A 19,915-nucleotide genomic window follows, 5' to 3' on the forward strand; every position below is an offset into this window, starting at 1 on the left:
CATAAATTAAGCATGAGATGCCCTGGGGCACCAACCGGCGTTGCCTCGTCACCATCATCGACGGCAGGCCGGGCGAGCGCAGCATCTCCATCGCCGGCATGCATGGCACCGATGCGCCCTGCGCCGCGGCCTGCCTGGTGAGCTGCTTCTACACCACCGCCGATGCAGGGGTGCCGCATGACAAGGATCGGGGCATCGGTTGCGGCTACTCCTGCTACGCCAGCCCATCCCGGACCAGTTCGACATCGCCCGGTTGAAGGCCGGCGGTGGCTTCAGGCGCAGCAGCCACCCGCCGGCGGGGCGCTGTAACACCGGGTGCGAGCCGATCTTCCGGATCACCGTGCCGGGCGGCGGGATATGTACTGGTCTTCCCCTTGCCGTCACCGGTAATGCCGGACAGCCGCTTTCTCCTGTCGTGCACGGGCTGCTGGCGGTACCGACGGTTGCCGCCATGCTGGCGCACATCTACATCGGGAAGGCCGGCATGGAAGGCGCATGGGCGCCGGCCAGGTCGATGCCAACTAGGCGAAGGAACATCACGCGCTGTGGGTGGACCAGGAGCTGGCGAAGGCAGGCGCGGCGGTGATCGCCCCGGGCGCGAAGGCGGTTGGCGCAAACTGGATCGGATCGCGGAGCGGTCTGAACGCCGCAGCGTCCGGACGAGCCGCGTGACTCCGACCGCTCCACCTATGGGCCTGGCGCCATGAAGCTGATTGGCCTCGCCGGCTGGAGCGGGGCCGGCAAGACCACCTTGCTGGCGAAGCTGATCCCCTGTCTGGTCGCGCGGGGGGTGGGCGTCTCCACCATCAAGCACGCCCATCACCGCTTTGACATCGACACCCCGGGCAAGGACAGCTGGATCCACCGCCAGGCCGGGGCGCGGCAGGTGCTGGTCGGCTCCGACCAGCGCTGGGCCCTCCTGACCGAGCTGCGCGGCATGCCGGAGCCGGCGCTGCCGGAGCTGCTCAGCCATCTCTCCCCGGTGGATCTGGTGATTGTCGAGGGCTTCAAGCGCGACCGTCATCCGAAGATCGAGGTTCATCGCGCCGCCAACGCCAAGCCCTGGCTGCACCCGGAGGACCCGGCCATCCTCGCCATCGCCAGCGATACAGCCCCGCCCGCCGCCCTGCCCTGGGCGGCGCTGGACGACGCCGAGGCGATCGCCGACCTCGCCTTGCGCTACGCCGTGGACGCGGGTTCCTGGTAGGATCGGCCCATGGCCCAGCTTTCCGACGATTGCTTCGCCTTCGGCGGCCCCTTGCTGAGCGTGGAAGCCGCCGCCGCCCTGATCGCCGACCGCGTGCCGCCACTGGTCGGGGAGGAAGCGGTGCCGCTGCGCCAGGCGCTGGGCCGGGTGCTGGCGCGGCCGCTGATCGCACCGCTGCCGCTGCCGCCGTTCTTCAACTCCGCGGTCGATGGCTATGCCTTCCGCCATGCCGACCTCGGCGCCACCGGCGCGACGGCGCTGCGGCTGGAGGGGCGGGTGGCGGCGGGGCAGGCGGCGGCGGCGCTCGGTCCTGGCGCGGCGGTGCGGATCTTTACCGGCGCGCCCATGCCGCCCGGCGCCGATACGGTGGTGATGCAGGAAGATGCGCGGCTGGAGGCCGAGGCGATACTGGTGCCGCCTGGGCTGAAGCCTGGTGCCAATGCCCGGCCGGCCGGCGAGGACGTGCCGCAGGGCGCCGCCGCGCTGCCCGCCGGACGGCGGCTGCGGGCGCCGGAGATCGGGCTGGCGGCGGCACTCGGCGTCAGCGCCCTGCCGGTGGCGCCGCTGGTGCGGGTCGGCGTCTTCTCCACCGGGGATGAGCTGGCATCGCCAGGCACGCCGCTCGGCCCGGCCCAGACCCATGACAGCAACCGCTTCACCCTGCTGGCGCTGCTGGCAGGGCTGCCGGTGGAGGCGATCGACCTCGGCATCCTGCCCGATGACCCCGTGGCGACCGCCGCGGCGCTGCGGGCGGCGGCGGCTTCGCACGATCTGCTGCTCACCTCGGGCGGCGTCTCGACCGGGGAGGAGGACCATGTCCGCACCGCGATCGAGCAGGGCGGCCGGCTGGTGTTCTGGCGGCTGGCGGTGAAGCCGGGGCGGCCGGCGGCCATGGGGGTGGTCGATGGCACGCCGGTGGTCGGGCTGCCGGGCAATCCGGTGGCCGCCGTGGTCACCTTCCTGCATCTGGCGCGGCCGCTGGTGCTGCGGCTCGGCGGGGCGGTGCCGGAGCCGCTGCCGCGCTTCGCCGCCCGGGCCGGGTTCGGCTACCGCAAGAAGGCCGGGCGGCGGGAATACGTGCGGGTGCGGCTGGAGGCCGGGCTGCCCCTGCCGGTCGCCCGGAAATTCGAACGCGACGGCGCCGGGCTGCTGAGCTCGCTCACCGAAAGCGACGCCTTCGCCGAGCTGGATGAGGCGGTGCTGACGGTGGCGCCCGGTGATACCGTGGCGGTGCTGCCCTTCGCCGCGTTGTTCTGATCAGCCATATCCGGCCGCCCGCAGCGCCTCGCCCAGGGCGTTGATCTGCGCCGCGAACAGGATGCCGGCCGGCACCACCGGCAGCCCCGCCGCGGCCAGTCCCTCCGCCGTCCAGGTGTTGCAGGTGTAGAAGGCGCTGTACTCGCGGGACGCGGGCAGGAACAGGCTGCCGGGATAGGGCCCCGCCCGCAGCGGCTCCGCCGCGGCGAGGGAGGCGGTAATGAAGCCGGCTACCCCTTCCATCCCGCCCGGTGGCAGCCGCAGCGGGATCGAGGCCGCCGCGCCGAAAGCCGCATCGGGGGCCACCCGCAGCCCGGTGACGAGGATCGCCCCCGGGCTGGGCCAGAGCGCCGCCAGGGAGGTGCCGAGGCCAGGGCTCTCCGCCAGCACATAGTCGCGGTCACCGAAGCCAAGGACCATCCAGGCCGCGCCCGGAAACAGCCCGGCCAGCCGCCGGTCCAGCACCCCGGCCGGCAGCCCGAGGTCGGTGTGCCAGCCGCGCCGCACCAGGTGCAGTCGCGGTCCGCCCTCCGCCGGGCGGCCGGGGCCAGCGAGCCGCGCCGCGCAGCCGCCGAGCGCGCCGGCCAACAGGGCGCGGCGGCGCAGCCGTCAGCGCGCCGGGGTAAGGACGGTCCCCGGCGGCACCACGATGGTCTGCGGCGGCGGCGAGGGGTTGCTGCTGCTGATGCAGCCGGCCAGCGGCAGGCCCACCAGAAGCGCGAAGCCGACCGCCATCACTATCCGCATGCTTTCACTCCCCAGGCGATGCGCCGGCGCTGCCGGCGCGATGTTTCGCCAGCCAACTATGCAGAGGCGACCGGGACGGCGAAACCGACGTGCCCGTGAGCAGCCGAAGCTTGGTGCCGTCCGCGCCGCCCAGCCTCTGGTTGCCAGAGCGGATCGCCGGCAGGCTGGCAGCCTGAAGGCGTGAAGCTGCTCTGAAGACGACGGGCTACACCGGTAGCCGCAGCCGCGCCCGGAGGCCGCCCAGCGGGCTTTGCTCCAGCGCGATCTCGCCGCCATGCGCGCGGACGATGTCGCGGGCGATCGCCAGCCCCAGGCCGGTGCCGCCGGGGGCGCCGCTGGCGAAGGGGCGGAAGGCGGCCTCGCGCCCCGCCGCCGGAATCCCCGGCCCGTCGTCATCCACCGTGATCTGTGCCCAGGCCGGCGCCGCCTCGTCGCCCGGTTCGCCGCGCGAGACCGTATCCACCGCCACCATGATCAGCCGCCCATGCCGCCGCGCATTGTCGAGCAGGTTGCCGAGGCAGCGGCGCAGCGCATCGGCGCGCAGCGGCAGCATGAGGCCGGAGGGCGCCACCACCTCGACCGTGGCGCCGGAGCGGCGGGCCTTGGCCGCGACCTCCTGCACCAGCTCCACCAGATCGGCCGGCGCCGCCTGCTCGGTGCCCTCGCCCCGGGCGAAGGCGAGATAGGCGGCGATCATCCGCTCCATCTCCTCGACATCGGCGGTCAGCGCCGAGAGATCCTCCTCGGTGTCGGCGCTGCGGGGCAGCATCGCCAGCGCCAGCCGCATCCGGGTGAGGGGGGTGCGCAGGTCGTGGCTGATGCCGGCGAGCATGTCGGTGCGCTGGCCGACGAAGCGGCGGATGCGGTCCTGCATGCGGTTGAAGGCCTGAGCCGCCTGCCGCACCTCCGCCGCGCCCTCCGGCTTGATGGTGCCGATGTCGCGGCCGAGCCCGAAAGCCTCCGCCGCGCCGGCCAGCCGGCGGATCGCCCGCACCTGATTCTTCATGAACACCACCGCAACCGCCGAGAGCAGCAGCGCCGAGCCGACCAGCCAGATGACGAAGAGGTAGAGGGTGGCGGTGAACAACCGCTTGCGCGGGGCTTCCACATGCAGCACGCCATCCGGGGTCTGCACCCGGATGATCACGCTGCGCGGGTCGGATTGCCAGTCGGTGTCGAAGGGCAGCCGCAGGCGTTCCTCGAGCGCGCGGTTGAGGTCCTCCTCCAGCGGCAGCAGCGGCATGCTGGCGCGGCGTTCCACCGCATTCAGCCGGGCGCCCGCCTCGAAGGCTAGGGCGAGGTCAAGCCGCCAGGAGGCCTCGCGGAAGATCCAGCTGCGGTCCTCGATCGTCTCCCGCTGCAGCAACTCCACCAGCATCGCCACATCGCCGGCGACGCCGCCGGCCAGGCGGCGGGAGATCACGTCGAGGTGGCCGCCATAGAACAGCTGCAGCGCCACCGCCTGCAGCAGCAGGATCGGAACCAGGATGATGAGTACAGAGCGGCCGAGCAGCCCGCGCGGCAGCAGATCGCGGAACAGCGGCAGCCGGCCGCCCAGCCGCGCCGGCGCGTCGGGGACCGGCCGGGTTGGTGTCCGCAAGCTCAAGGCCCGGGCCGCAGGACATAGCCGCGGTGGCGGATGGTGTGCAGGAAGCGCGGCTCGCGCGGGTCGGGCTCGATCTTGCGGCGCAGCCGGGTCACCTGGACGTCCACCGCGCGTTCGCCGGCTTCCGGCGTGCCAAGCGCGGTGGCGATGTCCTCGCGGCTCAACACCTCGCCGGCGCGGCGGGCCAGCGCCGCCAGCAGCGAGGCCTCGCCGCCGGTCAGCCGCACCGTGCCGTCCGGCCCGCGCAGCTCGCTGCGCTCGGCGTCGAACCAGCGCATGCCGAGCTGCACCGGCGCGGCCGGCAGCAGCTGCGGCGGCGGCGGCGTCACCCGGCGAAGAATCGTGCGGATGCGCAGCGCCAGCTCGCGCGGGTCGAAGGGCTTGCCGAGGTAGTCATCGGCGCCCAGTTCGAAGCCGGCGACGCGGTCATCCGGGCCGCCACGAGCGGTGAGCATCAGCACTGGCACGTCATTGCCCTCGCGGCGCAGCGACTCGACCAATTCCAGTCCGCTTTCGCCGGGCATCATCACATCGAGCACCACGAGGTCGAAGGCGACGGAGGTCAGGGCGGCGCGCGCCGCCGCGGCGTCGGCGGCGACGGTCACGCGGAAACCCTGCTCCGCCAGGAAACGCTGCAACAGCGAGCGCAGCCGGGCGTCGTCGTCGACGACCAGCAGATGCGCCGTGTCCACAAGTGTCTCGCCGGGCATGGCCCCGATCTCTCCTTCATTCACCGAGTGGACGACTATAGGGCAGATGCGCGCGGGTGGCGCCGATTCTGCCGTAGCCGGCCGGTCCAGGGCGGTTGCACACCGACAGGAAGCGGCCCGCGTGACGCCTCTGCCCTAGCCGATTGGCGCCAGATGTGTGTCGCGCGGCCGCCCGGTGGAAGGCCGCGCGTCCTTCTGTTCGAGCCGTTCGAGCTGCTGCCGCGCTGCCGGTCCCATCAGCCCGCGCATCACCCGGCGGAAGCCGTCCACCGCCACCGGCCCGGCTTCGCGGTAGGCGCGCATCACCCATTCGCGCTGTCGCTCAAACAGCCGACGTTCCAATGCCTCACCCTTCGGCGTCAGCGAGAGCAGCCGCTGGCGGCGGTCGTTGCGGCCGGCCGATTGCTGCACATAGGCCTCCTCGACCAGCGGCGTCAGCACCCGGCCGAGCGACTGCTTGGTGATGCCGAGAATGCCGAGTAGCTCGCCAACCGTGATCCCCGGCCGGCGGCCGACGAAATGCAGCACCCGGTGATGGGCGCGACCCATGCCGAGCTCGGCGAGCAGCTGGTCGGCCCCGGCGGTGAAGTCACGGTAGCCGAAGAACAGCAGGTCCTGGGCGAGGCGCAACTCCTCCTCCCGCAGGAACAGCAGGTTGCGTCCGGCTCCGACGGGTGCGCTGGTGGTGGCGGCCGGCTCGGTGTCCGGCTTCGGGTCAGTCTGTTCCGGCATGGCTGGCATGCTGCCTCTTCAGGCCCGATTTGGACAGCCATATTGACACATTTTTCCAAAGCATTCTAGCTTACCCCAGCTACGAGCAAGGAAATTGCGGAGAAGCATGTCATGACGCTGGTTCCTTTCAAAGGTGGGGATGCCCCGAGGATGTTCCAGCTCTGGCACGAGGCGATTCGCCGGACCCCGGCCGGGATCGGAAGCCTGCCGGCCTGGGCCGGGCAAACCGGCTTCTCCCCGTTCCCGGTGGGGCCGTATTCACGGTAGCCAAGCAACATCAGCCGAAGACCACGAGAAGGAACGCAGAGCATGGGCCTTTTCCCGATCACCCGCACCACCACGCCCAAGCCGAAGCCCGCGGATGACGCGCTGTCCTTCGGCAAGGCGCTGACCGACCACATGTTCCTGATGAATTACGACGAGGGCAAAGGGTGGCACTCGCCGCGCATCGTCCCCTACGGCCCCATCAGCATGGACCCCGCCACCACCGTGCTGCACTACGGCCAGGCGATCTTCGACGGGCTGAAGGCATTCCGCGGCAGCGACGGCCAGATCCGCCTGTTCCGCGCCCAGCGCCATGCCGAGCGCTTCAACACCTCGGCGAAGATCATGTGCATGCCGGAACTGCCGGTGGACGTCATCCGCCAAAGCTTCGAGGCGCTGGTGGCGGTGGACCAGGAATGGGTGCCGCACAAGCCGGGAACCTCCCTCTACCTGCGCCCGACCGTCATCGCCACGGATGTGATGCTCGGCGTGCATCCGGCGCACAGCTACCTGTACTTCCTGATCCTCTCGCCGGTCGGCAGCTACTACAAGGAAGGCGTGAAGCCGGTGAAGATCCTGGCCTCCGACACCCATGTCCGCGCGGTGAAGGGGGGCCTCGGCGAGGCCAAGACGGCGGCGAATTACGCCGCGAGCCTGGCCGGCCAGCGGGACGCCGAGGCGGCCGGCTACACCCAGGTGCTCTATCTCGATGGCGTGCAGCGCAAATTCCTTGATGAGGTGGGGACCATGAACATCATGATCCGCATCGGCGACGAGGTGATCACCCCGCCGCTTGCCGGCACCATCCTCGACGGCGTCACCCGCAACAGCGCCCTGCAACTCATGCGCGACTGGGGCCTGCGGGTCAGCGAACGCCCGATCAGCATCGAGGAGGTGATGCAGGCCGGGCGGGACGGCACGTTGCGCGAGATGTGGGGCACCGGCACCGCCGCCGTGGTCTCCCCGGTCGGCACCCTCGGCTACAAGGGGGAGAACGTGGTCATCAACGGCGGCGAGACCGGCGAGCTGACCCAGAAGCTCTACGACACCATCACCGGCATCCAGTATGGTCGCAGCAACGATCCGCATGGCTGGACCAGTGTGGTGCCGGCCGAGGCGGCGTAGCCAGGGCGGTGCCGTGGAGAGCTTCGGCCATCCGCGGCACCGGCCGGGCGGCGCGTGATGCAGGAGCTCGGCTGGCTCGCCGCGGCTGCCGGCTTCGCCGTGTCCATGTCGGCGACGCCGGGGCCGAACAACGCCATGGTCGCCGCCTCCGCGGCAAATTTCGGCCTGCGGCGGAGCGTGCCGCACATGCTCGGCGTGTCGCTCGGCTTTCCGCTCATGCTGGTGCTGGTGGCGCTGGGGGCGGCGGAGGCGCTGCACCGCAGCCCGGGCTTTCAGGCCGGGCTGCGCTGGGGCGGTGCGGCCTGGATGCTGTGGCTGGCCTGGGCGCTGGCCACCGCGCCGCCCGATATGGCCGAGCGGCCAACGGCGGCGCGACCGATGCGGCTATGGCAGGCCGCGCTGTTCCAATGGGTGAATCCCAAGGCCTGGATCATCGCCACCGGCGCCGTCGCCACATACACCGGAACCAGCGCCGGCGTGCTGCTGGATGCACTGGTGCTGGCGGCGATCTTCGCCCCGGTGGCCTTCCTGTCCCTGCTCGGCTGGGCGGTGCTCGGGCGCGGCGTGGCGCGAATGCTGAAGCCGGCGGCGCTGGTCTGGTTCAACCGGGTGATGGCGCTGTTGCTGGTGGCCTCGCTGGTGCCGCTGCTGTTGGGGTAGCTGGCCCCGCTGCCTGTCTGCCCTATCGCCACGATCCGCGCTTCGGATTGGACCTGATGGGCCGGACGGGTACAGCCTCGCCGCGGAGGATCCCGCCATGGCCGATGCCGCCCTTGCCCCGGACCGGATGCTGCTGCGCCAATTCCTCGCCTGGATCGGCGAGGCCCCACGGCCCTATGCCGAGGCGATGGAGGGCTGGCGCACCTCCTGCCCACGGCTGTCGATCTGGGAGGATGCGCTGGCCGAGGAGCTGGTGCGCATCATCCCGGGCGGGGCGGGCGGCATGGCGGCGGCCAGGGTTACCCTGACCGCGGCCGGCCGGATGATGCTCGAACGGCCTGGTTCCGAAGCCCGCGCCGGCTGACGCCGCCGGCTACGAGCTGGCCGTCGCGCCCGCCTCCTGCCTTCGCGGCGGCGCCGCGGCCCGGCGGATGATCCAGCGATGCGCCGGCACCTCCACCCAGCGCCAGGCGAGCCAGCCGGCGACAAGGCTCGCCACGAAGCCAGCCAGCATCAGCCCGACCCGCCCCGTCGGCCCCGGCTCCACCAGCCGCAGCACCAGCACCAGCACCGCCTCGACGAAGACCCAGCAGAGATAGACGCCGAAGGAGGCCTCGCCGAGCCGCAGCAGCAGGTCCGGTCGCGCCGGTGCCGGCTGCGCCGCCCGGCTGCCCGCGGTTCCGGCCTGCCACACCGCGACGATCAGCCCGGTCAGCCCCAGCACCGAGAGCGCGTCGTCCCACCACAGCACGCCGACCGGCAGCGCCGCCACCGCCAGCAGTGGCAGCGCCCGCGGCAGCATCCCTTCGGTCGCCATGCGGCCGAGCGCCAGCCCCAGGGTGAACTCCAGCCCGAATCGCACCAGGCCGAGATGCAGGGTCCAGTTCAGCCCCACCTCCGGCACCGCCGAGGCGAAGCGCCAGAGCCCACCGAATGCCGCCAGCGCCACCAGCGGGGAGGCCCAGCGCGGCACGCCCACAACGCCCCGGAGCAGCAGCGGAAAGGCAAGGTAGCCGGCCCATTCCACCGATAGCGCCCAGGAGGGGTAGTTCCAGGCGAAGCGCTGGGAGGTCTCCCACGCATTGACCAGCAGCAGTTGCAGCACGAACTCGTCGAGCCCGAACCGTTCCGGATCGCGGATCGGCAGGCCGGCGAGCACGCTCAGCCCGACCAGCAGCGCCAGCGCCAGCAACGCCAGCGCATGCAGCGGCCAGATCTTCGCCACACGGCGCAGCAGGAAGTCGCGGACCGTCGCCGAGCTCCAGGGTGGCCGCGTGCCGTAGCCGAGCCAGAGGGCGAAGCCCGACAGCAGGAAGAAGCCATCCACACCAAGGTAGCCGTGCCGCAGCAGCGCTTCCGGCCAATGCAGTTGCGGCCAGATCGCATCGACCTGCAACGGCAGGTTGAGATGATAGAGGATTACCCAGCTGATGAAGAAGAAGCGTAACCGCGTGAGGCCCGCCTGACGCGGCGCTGCGCCCGCGTGTTTCGCTGCGCGAACGCGCTGCTGCATGCACTCTCCTGACAAAACGCTGATTGGCCGGACCGGCGGCGGCATGGGACAACCTTGCGCATGCTTGCCCTGCCGGCACCACACATCCAGGGGATCATTGCGCTCGGGCTGGCAGCGTCGCTGCTGCTCGGGGCGGTGTTCTTCCCCATGACACTCCTGCTGCTGCTGCCGCTGCCGGTGCTCGCACTGGCGGTGATGGCCTTCTACCAATTCCCGGCGGCAATGGTCGTTGCGCTGGTGCTGACCTTCGGCCTCGGGATCGATCTGCAGGTGGATGCCGGCATGCTCGCCTCCCTCGGCGGCGGTGCCGCGGCGGGGGCGCTGGTGAAGGTGGTGCCCTTCGCGCTGGCCGGCGCGCTGCTGCTGCGCTACGGCCCGGAACGCTCGATCAATTGGCCCTTCCTGACCTTCGCCGCCATCGCCGCGATCAGCATCGTGGTGCTGCCGATCGGCCGGGTGGTGACCACCGGGGAGATGATACGCAGCCTGATCGGCTCCACCGCGCCCTTCGTGCTCGGCTTCGCCATGGCACCGCGGCGGGTCTGGTCCATGGTGGTGCGCGGCGTGACCTTCGTGCCGATCATCAGCCTGCTGGTCGGTGGCGTGGTGCATGTGCTTGGGCTCTATCCGATGTTCGACGCCATCGGCCGGCTGCAGGGAATGCATACGCCGCCCTTCCTGGCCGGCTTCTGCGTCACCGCCATCTTTGCCGCGACCTTGGAATACCTGCGGGGCTTCCGGCTCACCTGGCTGGTGATCGGCGGGCTCGACCTCGCCATCCTGCTGGCGACCCAGGCGCGGGCACCCTTCATCTCCGTGACCCTTTTCCTGCTGCTGGTGTTCCTGCTCTCCGGGCGGAAGGTCTTCCCGCTGCGGCGCAAGGTGGATCTGGTGATGGGCGGCATGGTGCCGGGGCTGGTGGTGCTGGGGCCGGTGCTGGTCTTCGCGCTCGACCGCTTCATCGGCGCCGCCGATAATTTCTCCGGCCGCGACATCATCTGGCCTTATTTCATCGAGGCCATCGAGGCGCGTCCGTTGTTCGGCTTCGGCCTCGGCGCCGGCAAGCTGATCGTCAACCCGGAGGACCCGACCATCAAGCTGCTGCGCAGCACCGCGGCGCACAACGAGTATCTGCGGCTTTCGGTCGATGCCGGCATCATCGGCTGCGCCGCCATCTTCCTCTCGATCATCGCCTGGATCTGGGGCGGGTCGCGCAACGCGCCGCCGGCCGAGAAGCTGGTTCTGCGCGCGGCGCTGCTGGCGGCGCTGCTGCACAGCGCCTTCGACAACACGCTGATCGCCAGCACGGCAGTGGTGCAATTCAGCTTCTTCGCCGCCGCCCTGGCCCGCGCCCGGGAGGATGGCCGGGCGCTGGCGGAACAGCGCCGGCGCCAGGGCGGGCGGCGCGGCAGCAACGCGGGCCATCCGGCTTTTGCTCGCAGCGGCTGAGGCGTCACGCCGCGTGGCCGAACAGCAGGCGCCCGTGGCCAAGCCGGCCAGGACGCGGCGCCTCGACCTCGACCGCGCCAAGGGCATCACCATCCTGCTGGTGGTGCTGGGCCATGTGGTGGCGCAGGCGCCGCCCGCCGATGTCGGCTGGTATGAGCCGTTGCGCTACGCCATCTACCGCTTCCACATGCCCTTCTTCCTCTATCTCAGCGGAACGGTGGCGGTGCTGAGCGGGGCGCTCGCCACCCCCATCGCCGGCTGGCCGCGACTGCTGGCGCGGCGGGCAGAGCGGCTGCTGCTGCCGTTCTTCGCGCTCGGGCTGCTGATCCTGGTGGCGAAGCTGGTGGCGATGCGCTTCGCCCATGTGGACAATGTGCCGCAGGGCGGGTTCGGCGGCGGGCTGGCTACGCTGTTCTGGCACACCGAGCACAGCCCTGCGCTGACCGTCTGGTACCTGCTGGTGCTGTTCGTCAGTACCGTGCTGGCGGTGGTGCTGCGGCGTTGCGGGGTGGGCAGCACCGGGTTGGTGCTGCTGGGCTTCGCGCTGCAACTGGTCGAGATTCCGCCGGTGATGTACCTGGACCGGGTCGCCGGCTTCTTCCTGTTCTTCGCCGCCGGCATCTGGGTGGCGGAGCGGCAGGACCGGCTGCTGCCGCTGTTCGACCGCTGGCTGCCGCTATGGTGGTCGCTTTTCGGCGCCGGGCTGCTGGCGTCCATGACCATATGGGTTGATGCGCCCTGGCATCTAAGGCCGCACCAAGCGCTGCTGCTCTGCGGCCTGCTGGCCATTCCGGCACTGCACGGGCTGGTGCGCCGGCCGCTGGTCGCGCGCCTCCAGTGGCCGTTGGTGCTCGGCCATTACGCGATGGCGATCTACCTGTTCAACACCCTGGCGATCGGCGGCGGCAAGGCGCTGCTGCTGCGCTTCGGCGCAAGCTGGGATGCGGCGCATTTTCCGCTGCATGTGGCGGTGGCGCTGGCGCTCGGGATCGGCGTGCCGATCCTGCTGAAGCGCCTGGTCTTCTCCCGGTTGCCGCGGCTCGATCGGCTGACGGCGTAGGGGCGGCCGATGGCGGCGGCTCAGCGGTCGCCGTAACCCCGCGGATGCGCGGCGTGCCAGGCCCAGGCGGTTCGGACGATGTCGTCCAGCGCGCCGAAGCGCGGCAACCACCCCGTCTCGCGCTGCAGCCGTTCGGAGGAGGCCACCAGCACCGCCGGGTCGCCAGCGCGGCGCGGCCCGAGGCTGTGCGGCACCGGCCGGCCGCCGATGCGCTCCACCGCCTCGATCACCTGCCGCACCGAATAGCCGGTGCCATTGCCGAGGTTGTAGCGGACGCTGCCCTGCTCCAGCCGGTCCAGCACCCGCAGATGCGCGTCGGCGAGGTCGGTCACATGGACATAGTCGCGGATGCAGGTGCCATCCGGCGTCGGGTAGTCGGTGCCGAAGACGGTCAGCGGCGGCCGCAGGCCGAGCGCCGCGCCGATCGCCAGCGGCACCAGATGCGTCTCCGGCTCGTGGTCCTCGCCGATTCGCCCTTCCGGGTCGGCGCCGGCGGCATTGAAGTAGCGCAGGCAGGCGGAGCGCAGCCCATGCACCCGATCCGCCCAGAGCAGCCCCTTCTCGACCATCAGCTTGCTCTCGCCATAGGCGTTGGTCGGCGCGAGCCTGGCATCCTCAGGGATCGGCACCTGCTCGGGGTCGCCGAACAGCGCCGCGGTGGAGGAGAGCACGAAGCGCAGGCAGCCGGCCTTCACCGCGGCATCGGCAAGGCCGAGGCTGTTCGAGAGGTTCTCCATGCAGTAGCGCAACGGGTCGCGCATGCTCTCGCCGACCAGCGACAGGGCGGCGAAATGGAACACCGCATCGAAGCGCCAGCTGGCGAAGACCTCGCCCAGCCGCTTGCGGTCGGCGAGGTCGCTGCGGATCAGCTCGACCCCTTCCGGCACCGCGCCGCGGTGGCCCTGGCGGAGGTCGTCCACCACCACAACGGTGTCGCCGCGGTCGGCCAGCGCCCGCACCAGGTGGCTGCCGACATAACCGGCGCCGCCGGTGACCAGATAGCAGCCCATCGCCCCGCTACTCCCTGAAATAGCCTCCGTAGCGCGGGTGGTAGACCTCGGCATCGGCGTAGCCGGAACGGCCGTGCACCTTGGCATCGACCTGGGTCAGCGCCGCACCCACCACCCGGGCATGCGCTTCCTCGAGCAGGCCGAGGGAGTTGCGCACGACCGAGCGGGGGGTATCGCGCCAGCGGATGCAAAGCAAGGTTGCATCGGCCAGCCGCGCCACCACGCGGGCATCCGCCATGGCCAGCGCCGGCGGGGCGTCCAGCACGATCAGGTCGTAGTCGCGGCGGACCCGGTCGAGCAGCCCGGCCATCGCTTCCGACATGAACAGGCCGAGCGAATGGATCTCCGCCGCCCCCGCCGGGATGTAGTCGAGCGAGGAAAGGTGGTCGCGGCGGATGATGCGCTCCAGCAACGCCTGGCCCAGCAGCAGGTCGGTGACGCCGGGCGCGCCCTCGCAGCGGAACACCCGGCCCAGCGAGGGCTGCCGCACGTCGCAATCGATCAGCAGCACCCGTTCCCCGTTCATTGCGGCGCTGCGCGCCAGGGCGACGGAGGTGGTGGTCTTGCCCTCGCCGGGCCGGGCCGCGGTGATGACCACGACGCGCGGCGGCTCCGTCCCCAGCCAGAGCGCGGCGCGGAGCGTGCGCATGCTCTCCGAGAAGGGGCTGAGCGGCTTGCGCACCACGTAATCCTCGACCCGGTGGCGGCCGAGCAGCCCGCGTCGCAGCATCGGCACCAGCGCCAGGCAGGGCAGGCCGAGCGCCGCCCGCACCTCCTCGCCCGAGCGGATGGTGCTGTCCGCCTGTTCGAGGAACCAGATCACCAGCAGACCGAACAGCACGCCAAGGATGGCGGCGGCGACGACGAACAGGGACACCTTCGGAAAACTCGGCTCCCCCGGGACGGTGGCAGGGCTCAGCACCCGCGCATCCGGCTTCTCGATCGCGGTCTGCGACACGGTCTGCTGCGAGCGTTCCAGCACCGCACGCAGCAGGCTGCGGGAGGCTTCCGCGTCGCGCTCCAGCGCCGCCACCTGGATCTCGGCGGATTGCGACTGGTTGACCCGGGCTTCCTGGCTTCGCAGCGCCTCCTCCAGGCTGCGGACCCGGGCCCGGGCGGCGCGCGCCTCGGCATCCAGCGCCTGGACCACGCGGCTGGTCTCGCCGCCGACGGCGCGTTCGGTCTCCGCCAGCCGGGACCGCGCGGCGCGGACATCCGGGTGGTTGCTGCCGAGGGTGGCCTGCAACCGTTCCAGATCGCGCCGCGCCTCGTCGCGGGCAGCGCGCCCGCTGGTGAGATTGGCCGCGCCGAGCGCGGTGAGGTCGGCGCCGCCGCCGGCCCGCGCGGCATTCAGCCGCGCTTCCGCGGTCGCCAGCAGGTTGCGGCTTTCGATCAGGTCGGTGTTGATGCGGCTGACCTGCTCCGTCGCCAGCCCGGCGCTGACGCCCCGGGTCAGGCCCGAACTGGTGCGCAGTTCCGCGATCCGGCTCTCGGTGAGCTGCAGCTCCCGGCGCAGCTGGGCAACGCGGCTGTCGAGCCAGTCATTGGCGCGGCGCACCGCGTTGAACTTCATCTCCAGCTGATCGGCGATGTAGAGCTCCGCCGCCATGTTGGCGACCTCGGTGGCAAGCTTCGGATCCTCGGAGGTGAATTGTATGTTCAGCACGCGCGAGTTGCGCACCACCTGAACCAGCAGCCGGTTGCGCACCGCCTCGGCGGCGGAGATGTTGGCTTCCTCCTCCGGCGGCATCGGCTCCGGCGGCTCCGGCGCCACTAGCTCGGCCAGGTTCGGCGAGATTGCGCCGAGACGGCGGGCCAGCGCGTCCTGCCAGCGGTAGCGCAGCGTTTCGACGCGCTTCGCCTCGTTCACCCACCAGCTGAATTCCTCGCTCTCCGTCAGGTTGAATTCCCGCACGATGCGGCGGGCGACGGAAAGACTGCGGATCACCTCGACCTGGCTGGCGAGCACCGCATCGGTCGTCGTCTCGTCGCGCAGGATGCTCTGCAGCTCGCGGGCGGCGTAATCCGTCGGCTCGAACATCACCGTGGTCGAGGCGGTGTAGCGCGGCGTCAACTGCTTCGCCGCGACATAGGCCGCGATCGGGAAGAGCAGCGCGCAGAGGATCAGAACCCAGCGACGTCGCCGCAACGCGGCGATCAGCGCAGCAACCGTCATGCCCTCCGGTTCAATCGGCGCGGCAACCGGTGTCGGCGTTCGCAGATTGGGACGTTTGTCGGAAGGTGGACGTGACTCAACCGGTCTGTCGAGCATGCGGGTGCAGTCTTCCCTTCGCGACGGCGCTGACTCGGGATGGGCAATACGCGCACGCGAAGAAGCGGGTCAATCAACGCCACGGCGAACATCGCGACACCACGCAAACATCGGCGTGATGAACCACTCGCGCAAGGAAACGGGAATGTGCGCGCGGCCTGCGCTCTGGCAGGAAGATCGTGTCGCCTATCGTGCCGCGTGCGGCGGTGCTGTCGCACACACCTAAATGGGAAAGCAAGATGATGACCGGACGTCGCCTGTTCTGCCTGCTGACGATGAGCACCCTGGCCGCCTGCGCCTCGCCCGGGGCGGGGCTGCCGCCGCTGCCCGACGCGTCGCTCGCGGCCTACCGCCTTGGCCCGGAGGACCAGGTGCGGGTCACGGTGTTCAACGATCCGCGACTGACCGGCGATTTCCGGGTTTCGGACGCCGGGACCATCGCCCTGCCGCTGGTCGGTACCGTGCGCGCCGCCGGCCTGACCACCGGAGAGGTGGAGCAGAACATCGCTACCGAGATGCGGAACAAGAACCTGTTCCGCGATCCCTCCGTTGCGGTGCAGGTGGTCACCTACCGGCCGATCTTCGTGCTCGGGATGGTGGAACGCGGCGGGCAATTCCCCTATCAACCGGGGATGACGGCCCTCACCGCGGTCGCCGTTGCCGGCGGCTTCAACTATCGCGCCATTCGCGATTACGTGTCCATCACCCGCATCGGACCGGATGGACGGCCGGTGGAATATCGCGCGCAGCGTGAATCGCTGGTCCAGCCGGGCGATACCATCACCGTCTTCGAGCGACGGTTCTGAGGCGCCTCGCGCTCCTCATCCTGCTGCTCGCCGCCGGCCTCGCGCCGGCGGCGGCGCAGCGTGGCGAGGCCAGCGACTGGGCCGCCGTGCGCGGCCCGGCCGCCGGGCCGCCGCATATCATCGGCGGCACCTCGCTCGGCTGCCTTGCCGGCGCGGTCGCGCTGCCGTCGGAGGGGCCGGGCTGGCAGGCGGTGCGGGTCTCCCGCAACCGCCATTGGGGGCACCCCGCCCTCGTCACCTTTCTGCGCGACTTCACAGCCAGGGCGCAGCGGCAGGGTTTCCCGGTACTCTGGATCGGCGACATGGCGCAGCCACGTGGTGGGCCGCTGCCCTGGGGCCATGCCAGCCACCAGACCGGGCTCGATGCCGACATCTGGCTGGAACTGTCGCCCAAGCCGGGGGTGCCGGCCGCGGCGCGCGAGGATATCAGCGTGCCTTCGCTGGTGCTGCCGGATGAAAGCGGCGTCGACCGGGCGCGCTGGCGGCCGCAGCATGCGGCGTTGATCCGGCTGGCGGCCGAAAGCCCCGGTATCGACCGGGTGCTGGTCAACCATGCCATCAAGCGCGAGCTCTGCCGTACCCACGCTGGCGCCCCCTGGCTGCGCTGGGTGCGCCCCTGGCGCGGCCATGACAGCCACATGCACATCCGGCTGCGCTGCCCGCCCGACCAGCCGGATTGCCGCGGCCTGCCGCCGCCCCCGCCGGGCGATGGCTGCGATGCCTCGCTTGCCTGGTGGCTGAGCCCCGAGGCGCGCCGCCCGGCACCGCGCCCGCCCGGCCCGGCGCCGCGTTTGCCTGAGGCTTGCGCGGCGGTGCTGGAGGCAGGTTAGGGCGTGATCGCTTGAGGTTGGAACAGCCGAAGGCCTGAAGCCCGCGGCCGATCGACCAGGCCGGAGCGGATCGCGGAAGGGCGTGAACGCCCCGGAGTGTGCCTCCGCCCTGCGAACGACAGGCTTCGGCTGGAACGCCGCATGACAGGACCATACGGCTGCCGAACGACAGGGCAGGGCGGATGCTGTACCGGCACCTGGTCCAGCGCCAGCACGCTGCGGCCGGCGGCGGCGAGCTGGCGTGCGACCACATGGCCGATGAGTCCGTCGACGCCGGCGATCAGGACAATCCGCAGATCGGCAGCCTCGCCCGCGTCCATCCTACCGAGGCCCGCGTCTATCCTACCGAGCCGGTACATCGATCAGTGTCCCCGGAAGACGGGCGCGCGCTTCTCGACGAAGGAGCGGCTGGCCTCGCGGTAGTCGTCGCTGGTTGCCGCGCGCTCCACGATGGCGTGGATCTCGGCGGCGCGCGCCGCTTCATCGCCGGCCGCCATCACCTCCAGTACGCGCTTGGCGCCGGCGACGGAGAGCGGCGCATTGGCGGCGATCTCGGCCGCCAGCGCTTCCGCCGCCGGCAGCGCCGCGGCCGGTGCCACCTCGTTCAGCAGGCCGAGGCGGAGGCAATCCGCGGCCGGCAGCAGCCGGGCCGAGTAGAGGATGAGCTTCGCCGCCGAAAGCCCAACGGCGCGCAGCAGCAGCCCGGTGTCGAGCGCGCCATAGACCACGCCGCGCCTTGCCGCCGGGATGCCCATGCGCGTGGTCGCGTCGCCGACCCTGAGGTCGCAGGCCAGGGCGAGGCCGCAGCCGCCGCCGACGCCATAGCCGCTGACCGCGGCGATGGTCGGCTTCGGGCAGTCACGGATCGCCGCGGTGGCGCCGTCGGCGGCCTCCTCATAGGCCGCGATGTCGGCCAGGGTGCTGCGCACCGCGGCGAATTCCGAGATGTCGGCGCCGGCGCAGAAATGGTGGCCGGCGCCGGTCAGGATCACCGCCCGCACCGCAGGGTCGGCACCGAGCGCCCGGTACAGCGGCCCGAGCGCCCGCCACATCGCCAGCGACACCGCATTGCGCTTCTCCGGCCGCGTCAGGCTTACGGTGACGACACCGGAGGCGTCGCGGCGCAGCTCGATTCCATCCATCATGCAATTCCTCAGATCAGGCCGCGACGCAGCACCTCATTATCGTCCAGCGGACCCGCGGCGGGGCCACGACGGACGACGCAGCCACCTTGCAGCACATGTGCGGAGTCGGCCACCACCGTGGCGACGCCGAGCTTCTGCCCGACCAGCGGGATGGTGAGGCTTTCCGCGCGCGGGGCACGATGGCGGCGACCATGCCGCCGACAACATTGGGCGCCATGCCGACGGAAGGCTCGTCCATCAGCATCATGCGCAGGCGGCGATCATTGCACCGGCCGGCGGCTTTGGCGCGACGCCTGGCCATGCCATCCTCGGCACAACGTCCTGGCAATGAGGAAGTACCCGTGCTGCACCGCCGCGCCTTGCTCGCCGCCCCCGCGCTGTTCACCCCGCTGGCCGCCCGCGCCCAGGCCTGGCCGGAACGTCCGGTGACCATGGTGGTCCCCTTCGCCCCAGGCGGCAGCCCCGACGTCGCCGCGCGCATCCTCGCCCCGAAGATGACCGAGCTGCTTGGTCAGCCGGTGGTCGTCGAGAACCGTAGCGGCGCCGGCTCGACCATCGGCACCCGCAGCGTGATCCAGGCGCGGCCGGACGGCCATACCGTGCTGATGGGCAGCATCAGCATCATGATGGCGCCATTGGCCATGGACCCGGTGCCCTTCGACACCGCGGCGAGCCTGCGCGTGGTCAGCCTGCTGGCGACGGTGCCCTACATCCTGGTGGTGCGCGCCGATGCGCCGCCGCGCGATATCGCCGGCTTCCACGCCTGGGCGGCGGCGAATGGCAGCAAGCTGAACTACGGCTCCGCGGGCAATGGCACGCCGCTGCACATGGGCGGCGCGCTCTACACGCTGATGACGGGCACCGAGCTGACCCACATTGCTTATCGCGGCACCGGCCCGGCGATGGCCGATCTGCTGGCCGGCAATGTGCAGATGGTGTTCGGCGACCTGCCGGGAGTGCTGAGCCATATCCGCGCCGGCACCGTCCGGCCGCTGGCGGCGCTGGTGCAGCGGCGCGTCCCGGAATTCCCAGATCTGCCGACCATGGCCGAGAGCGATCCGCGGCTCGCGGCCTATGATGTCTACACCTGGGTGACGCTCTCGGGGCCGAAGGCGACCCCTGACCTGCCGGTCCAGCGGCTGCACGGCGCCCTGGTGGCGGCGGCCCGTGACCCGGTGTTGGCGCCGCGGCTGGCCGAACTCGGCTTCGTCCCGGCCCTGACCAGCCCGGCGGAGGGGGATGCGTTCCTTGCGGCCGAGCAGAAGAAATGGGCCGAGGTCATCCGGCGGGCGGGTATCCGGGCCGAATTCTGAGGCGGTGGCGCGGCCCTGCAGCGGATTGGTTTTGCGTTCAGGTTGCTCTGTTGAAACCCTGGCTTGGCTGGGTACTTTGGGCGGCTATCTTGGGATGAGCGGTCCGGAGGTGGTCGATGCGGACGCTTTCGAAGTCGGCGCTGCGGGTGGCCGGTGAGGCGCTTGCGGTGGGGCGGACGGCACTGCCTGCCTATGGCAGCCACTACTCG

The 19,915-nt window shown here is 71.1% G+C and carries 20 protein-coding genes; 11 read left to right on the plus strand and 9 right to left on the minus strand.

From position 1 onward, the window contains the following. Positions 1-17 precede the first annotated feature (17 nt). The 3 genes from H7965_RS08025 (at position 18) to H7965_RS08035 (ending at position 2,464) form a co-directional block, all read left to right on the plus strand. Positions 18-257 (plus strand): hypothetical protein, encoded by a 240-nt coding sequence (locus tag H7965_RS08025; RefSeq protein ID WP_222440512.1) that lies wholly within the window; start codon positions 18-20, stop codon positions 255-257. 446 nt (positions 258-703) lie between these two features. Further along, complete coding sequence (mobB, locus tag H7965_RS08030; protein WP_186770040.1) at positions 704-1,207, plus strand: molybdopterin-guanine dinucleotide biosynthesis protein B; 504 nt, start codon at positions 704-706, stop codon at positions 1,205-1,207. Between the two features lie 9 nt (positions 1,208-1,216). Next, positions 1,217-2,464, plus strand: a complete 1,248-nt coding sequence (locus H7965_RS08035; protein ID WP_186770041.1) for a molybdopterin molybdotransferase MoeA — start codon at positions 1,217-1,219, stop codon at positions 2,462-2,464. On the opposite strand, the gene H7965_RS08040 is transcribed toward H7965_RS08035, so the two are convergent. The 5 genes from H7965_RS08040 to H7965_RS08060 all read right to left on the minus strand — a co-directional run bounded on the left by H7965_RS08040 (position 2,465) and on the right by H7965_RS08060 (position 6,259). Continuing rightward, positions 2,465-3,052: a DUF2459 domain-containing protein gene (locus H7965_RS08040; RefSeq protein WP_186770042.1), complete on the minus strand. Its 588-nt coding sequence runs from the start codon at positions 3,050-3,052 to the stop codon at positions 2,465-2,467. Between the two features lie 21 nt (positions 3,053-3,073). After that, positions 3,074-3,211 (minus strand): hypothetical protein, encoded by a 138-nt coding sequence (locus H7965_RS08045; RefSeq protein ID WP_186770043.1) that lies wholly within the window; start codon positions 3,209-3,211, stop codon positions 3,074-3,076. 205 nt (positions 3,212-3,416) lie between these two features. Beyond that, positions 3,417-4,811, minus strand: coding sequence for an ATP-binding protein (locus tag H7965_RS08050; RefSeq protein ID WP_229682504.1), 1,395 nt, complete (start codon positions 4,809-4,811; stop codon positions 3,417-3,419). Positions 4,812-4,813: 2 nt separating this feature from the next. Further along, complete coding sequence (locus H7965_RS08055) at positions 4,814-5,527, minus strand: response regulator (protein WP_186770044.1); 714 nt, start codon at positions 5,525-5,527, stop codon at positions 4,814-4,816. 135 nt (positions 5,528-5,662) lie between these two features. After that, entirely contained in the window at positions 5,663-6,259 is a 597-nt protein-coding gene (locus H7965_RS08060; RefSeq protein WP_229682503.1) for a MarR family winged helix-turn-helix transcriptional regulator, read from the minus strand. A 309-nt stretch (positions 6,260-6,568) separates the two neighbouring features. Here H7965_RS08060 and H7965_RS08065 point away from each other — a divergent pair, with 309 nt between their 5' ends. From H7965_RS08065 to H7965_RS08075, 3 genes are all read left to right on the plus strand, one after another. Then, positions 6,569-7,648, plus strand: a complete 1,080-nt coding sequence (locus H7965_RS08065; protein ID WP_186770045.1) for a branched-chain amino acid aminotransferase — start codon at positions 6,569-6,571, stop codon at positions 7,646-7,648. 57 nt (positions 7,649-7,705) lie between these two features. After that, positions 7,706-8,308 (plus strand): LysE family translocator, encoded by a 603-nt coding sequence (locus tag H7965_RS08070; protein WP_186770046.1) that lies wholly within the window; start codon positions 7,706-7,708, stop codon positions 8,306-8,308. Positions 8,309-8,405: 97 nt separating this feature from the next. Continuing rightward, positions 8,406-8,672 (plus strand): hypothetical protein, encoded by a 267-nt coding sequence (locus H7965_RS08075; protein WP_186770070.1) that lies wholly within the window; start codon positions 8,406-8,408, stop codon positions 8,670-8,672. Between the two features lie 9 nt (positions 8,673-8,681). Here H7965_RS08075 and H7965_RS08080 read toward each other — a convergent pair whose 3' ends face one another. Then, entirely contained in the window at positions 8,682-9,821 is a 1,140-nt protein-coding gene (locus tag H7965_RS08080; RefSeq protein ID WP_186770047.1) for an acyltransferase family protein, read from the minus strand. Between the two features lie 60 nt (positions 9,822-9,881). Here H7965_RS08080 and H7965_RS08085 point away from each other — a divergent pair, with 60 nt between their 5' ends. After that, a complete protein-coding gene (locus H7965_RS08085) occupies positions 9,882-11,270 on the plus strand; it encodes an O-antigen ligase family protein (protein ID WP_186770048.1) in 1,389 nt (462 codons plus the stop codon). Positions 11,271-11,304: 34 nt separating this feature from the next. Then, positions 11,305-12,330: an acyltransferase family protein gene (locus tag H7965_RS08090; RefSeq protein WP_186770049.1), complete on the plus strand. Its 1,026-nt coding sequence runs from the start codon at positions 11,305-11,307 to the stop codon at positions 12,328-12,330. Between the two features lie 20 nt (positions 12,331-12,350). On the opposite strand, the gene galE is transcribed toward H7965_RS08090, so the two are convergent. Continuing rightward, entirely contained in the window at positions 12,351-13,340 is a 990-nt protein-coding gene (galE, locus tag H7965_RS08095; RefSeq protein ID WP_186770050.1) for a UDP-glucose 4-epimerase GalE, read from the minus strand. A 7-nt stretch (positions 13,341-13,347) separates the two neighbouring features. Continuing rightward, positions 13,348-15,516: a GumC family protein gene (locus H7965_RS08100; protein WP_186770051.1), complete on the minus strand. Its 2,169-nt coding sequence runs from the start codon at positions 15,514-15,516 to the stop codon at positions 13,348-13,350. Positions 15,517-15,854: 338 nt separating this feature from the next. Between H7965_RS08100 and H7965_RS08105 the strand changes: the two genes are divergently transcribed. Together H7965_RS08105 and mepA are read left to right on the plus strand one after the other, a co-directional pair. Continuing rightward, positions 15,855-16,418 (plus strand): polysaccharide biosynthesis/export family protein, encoded by a 564-nt coding sequence (locus H7965_RS08105; protein ID WP_229682502.1) that lies wholly within the window; start codon positions 15,855-15,857, stop codon positions 16,416-16,418. Between the two features lie 86 nt (positions 16,419-16,504). Further along, a complete protein-coding gene (gene mepA, locus H7965_RS08110; RefSeq protein WP_229682501.1) occupies positions 16,505-17,248 on the plus strand; it encodes a penicillin-insensitive murein endopeptidase in 744 nt (247 codons plus the stop codon). A 362-nt stretch (positions 17,249-17,610) separates the two neighbouring features. Here the strand turns inward: mepA and H7965_RS08115 are convergent, their stop codons facing one another. Further along, positions 17,611-18,390 (minus strand): enoyl-CoA hydratase-related protein, encoded by a 780-nt coding sequence (locus H7965_RS08115; RefSeq protein WP_222440513.1) that lies wholly within the window; start codon positions 18,388-18,390, stop codon positions 17,611-17,613. 344 nt (positions 18,391-18,734) lie between these two features. On the opposite strand from H7965_RS08115, the gene H7965_RS08120 reads away from it, so the two are divergent. Next, positions 18,735-19,706 carry a Bug family tripartite tricarboxylate transporter substrate binding protein gene (locus H7965_RS08120; protein ID WP_186770054.1) on the plus strand — a complete coding sequence of 324 codons (972 nt, stop codon included), beginning with the start codon at positions 18,735-18,737 and terminating at the stop codon, positions 19,704-19,706. The last annotated feature ends 209 nt before the right edge of the window (positions 19,707-19,915 follow it).

This window comes from Siccirubricoccus deserti (assembly GCF_014283215.1).
Lineage (GTDB): Bacteria > Pseudomonadota > Alphaproteobacteria > Acetobacterales > Acetobacteraceae > Siccirubricoccus > Siccirubricoccus deserti.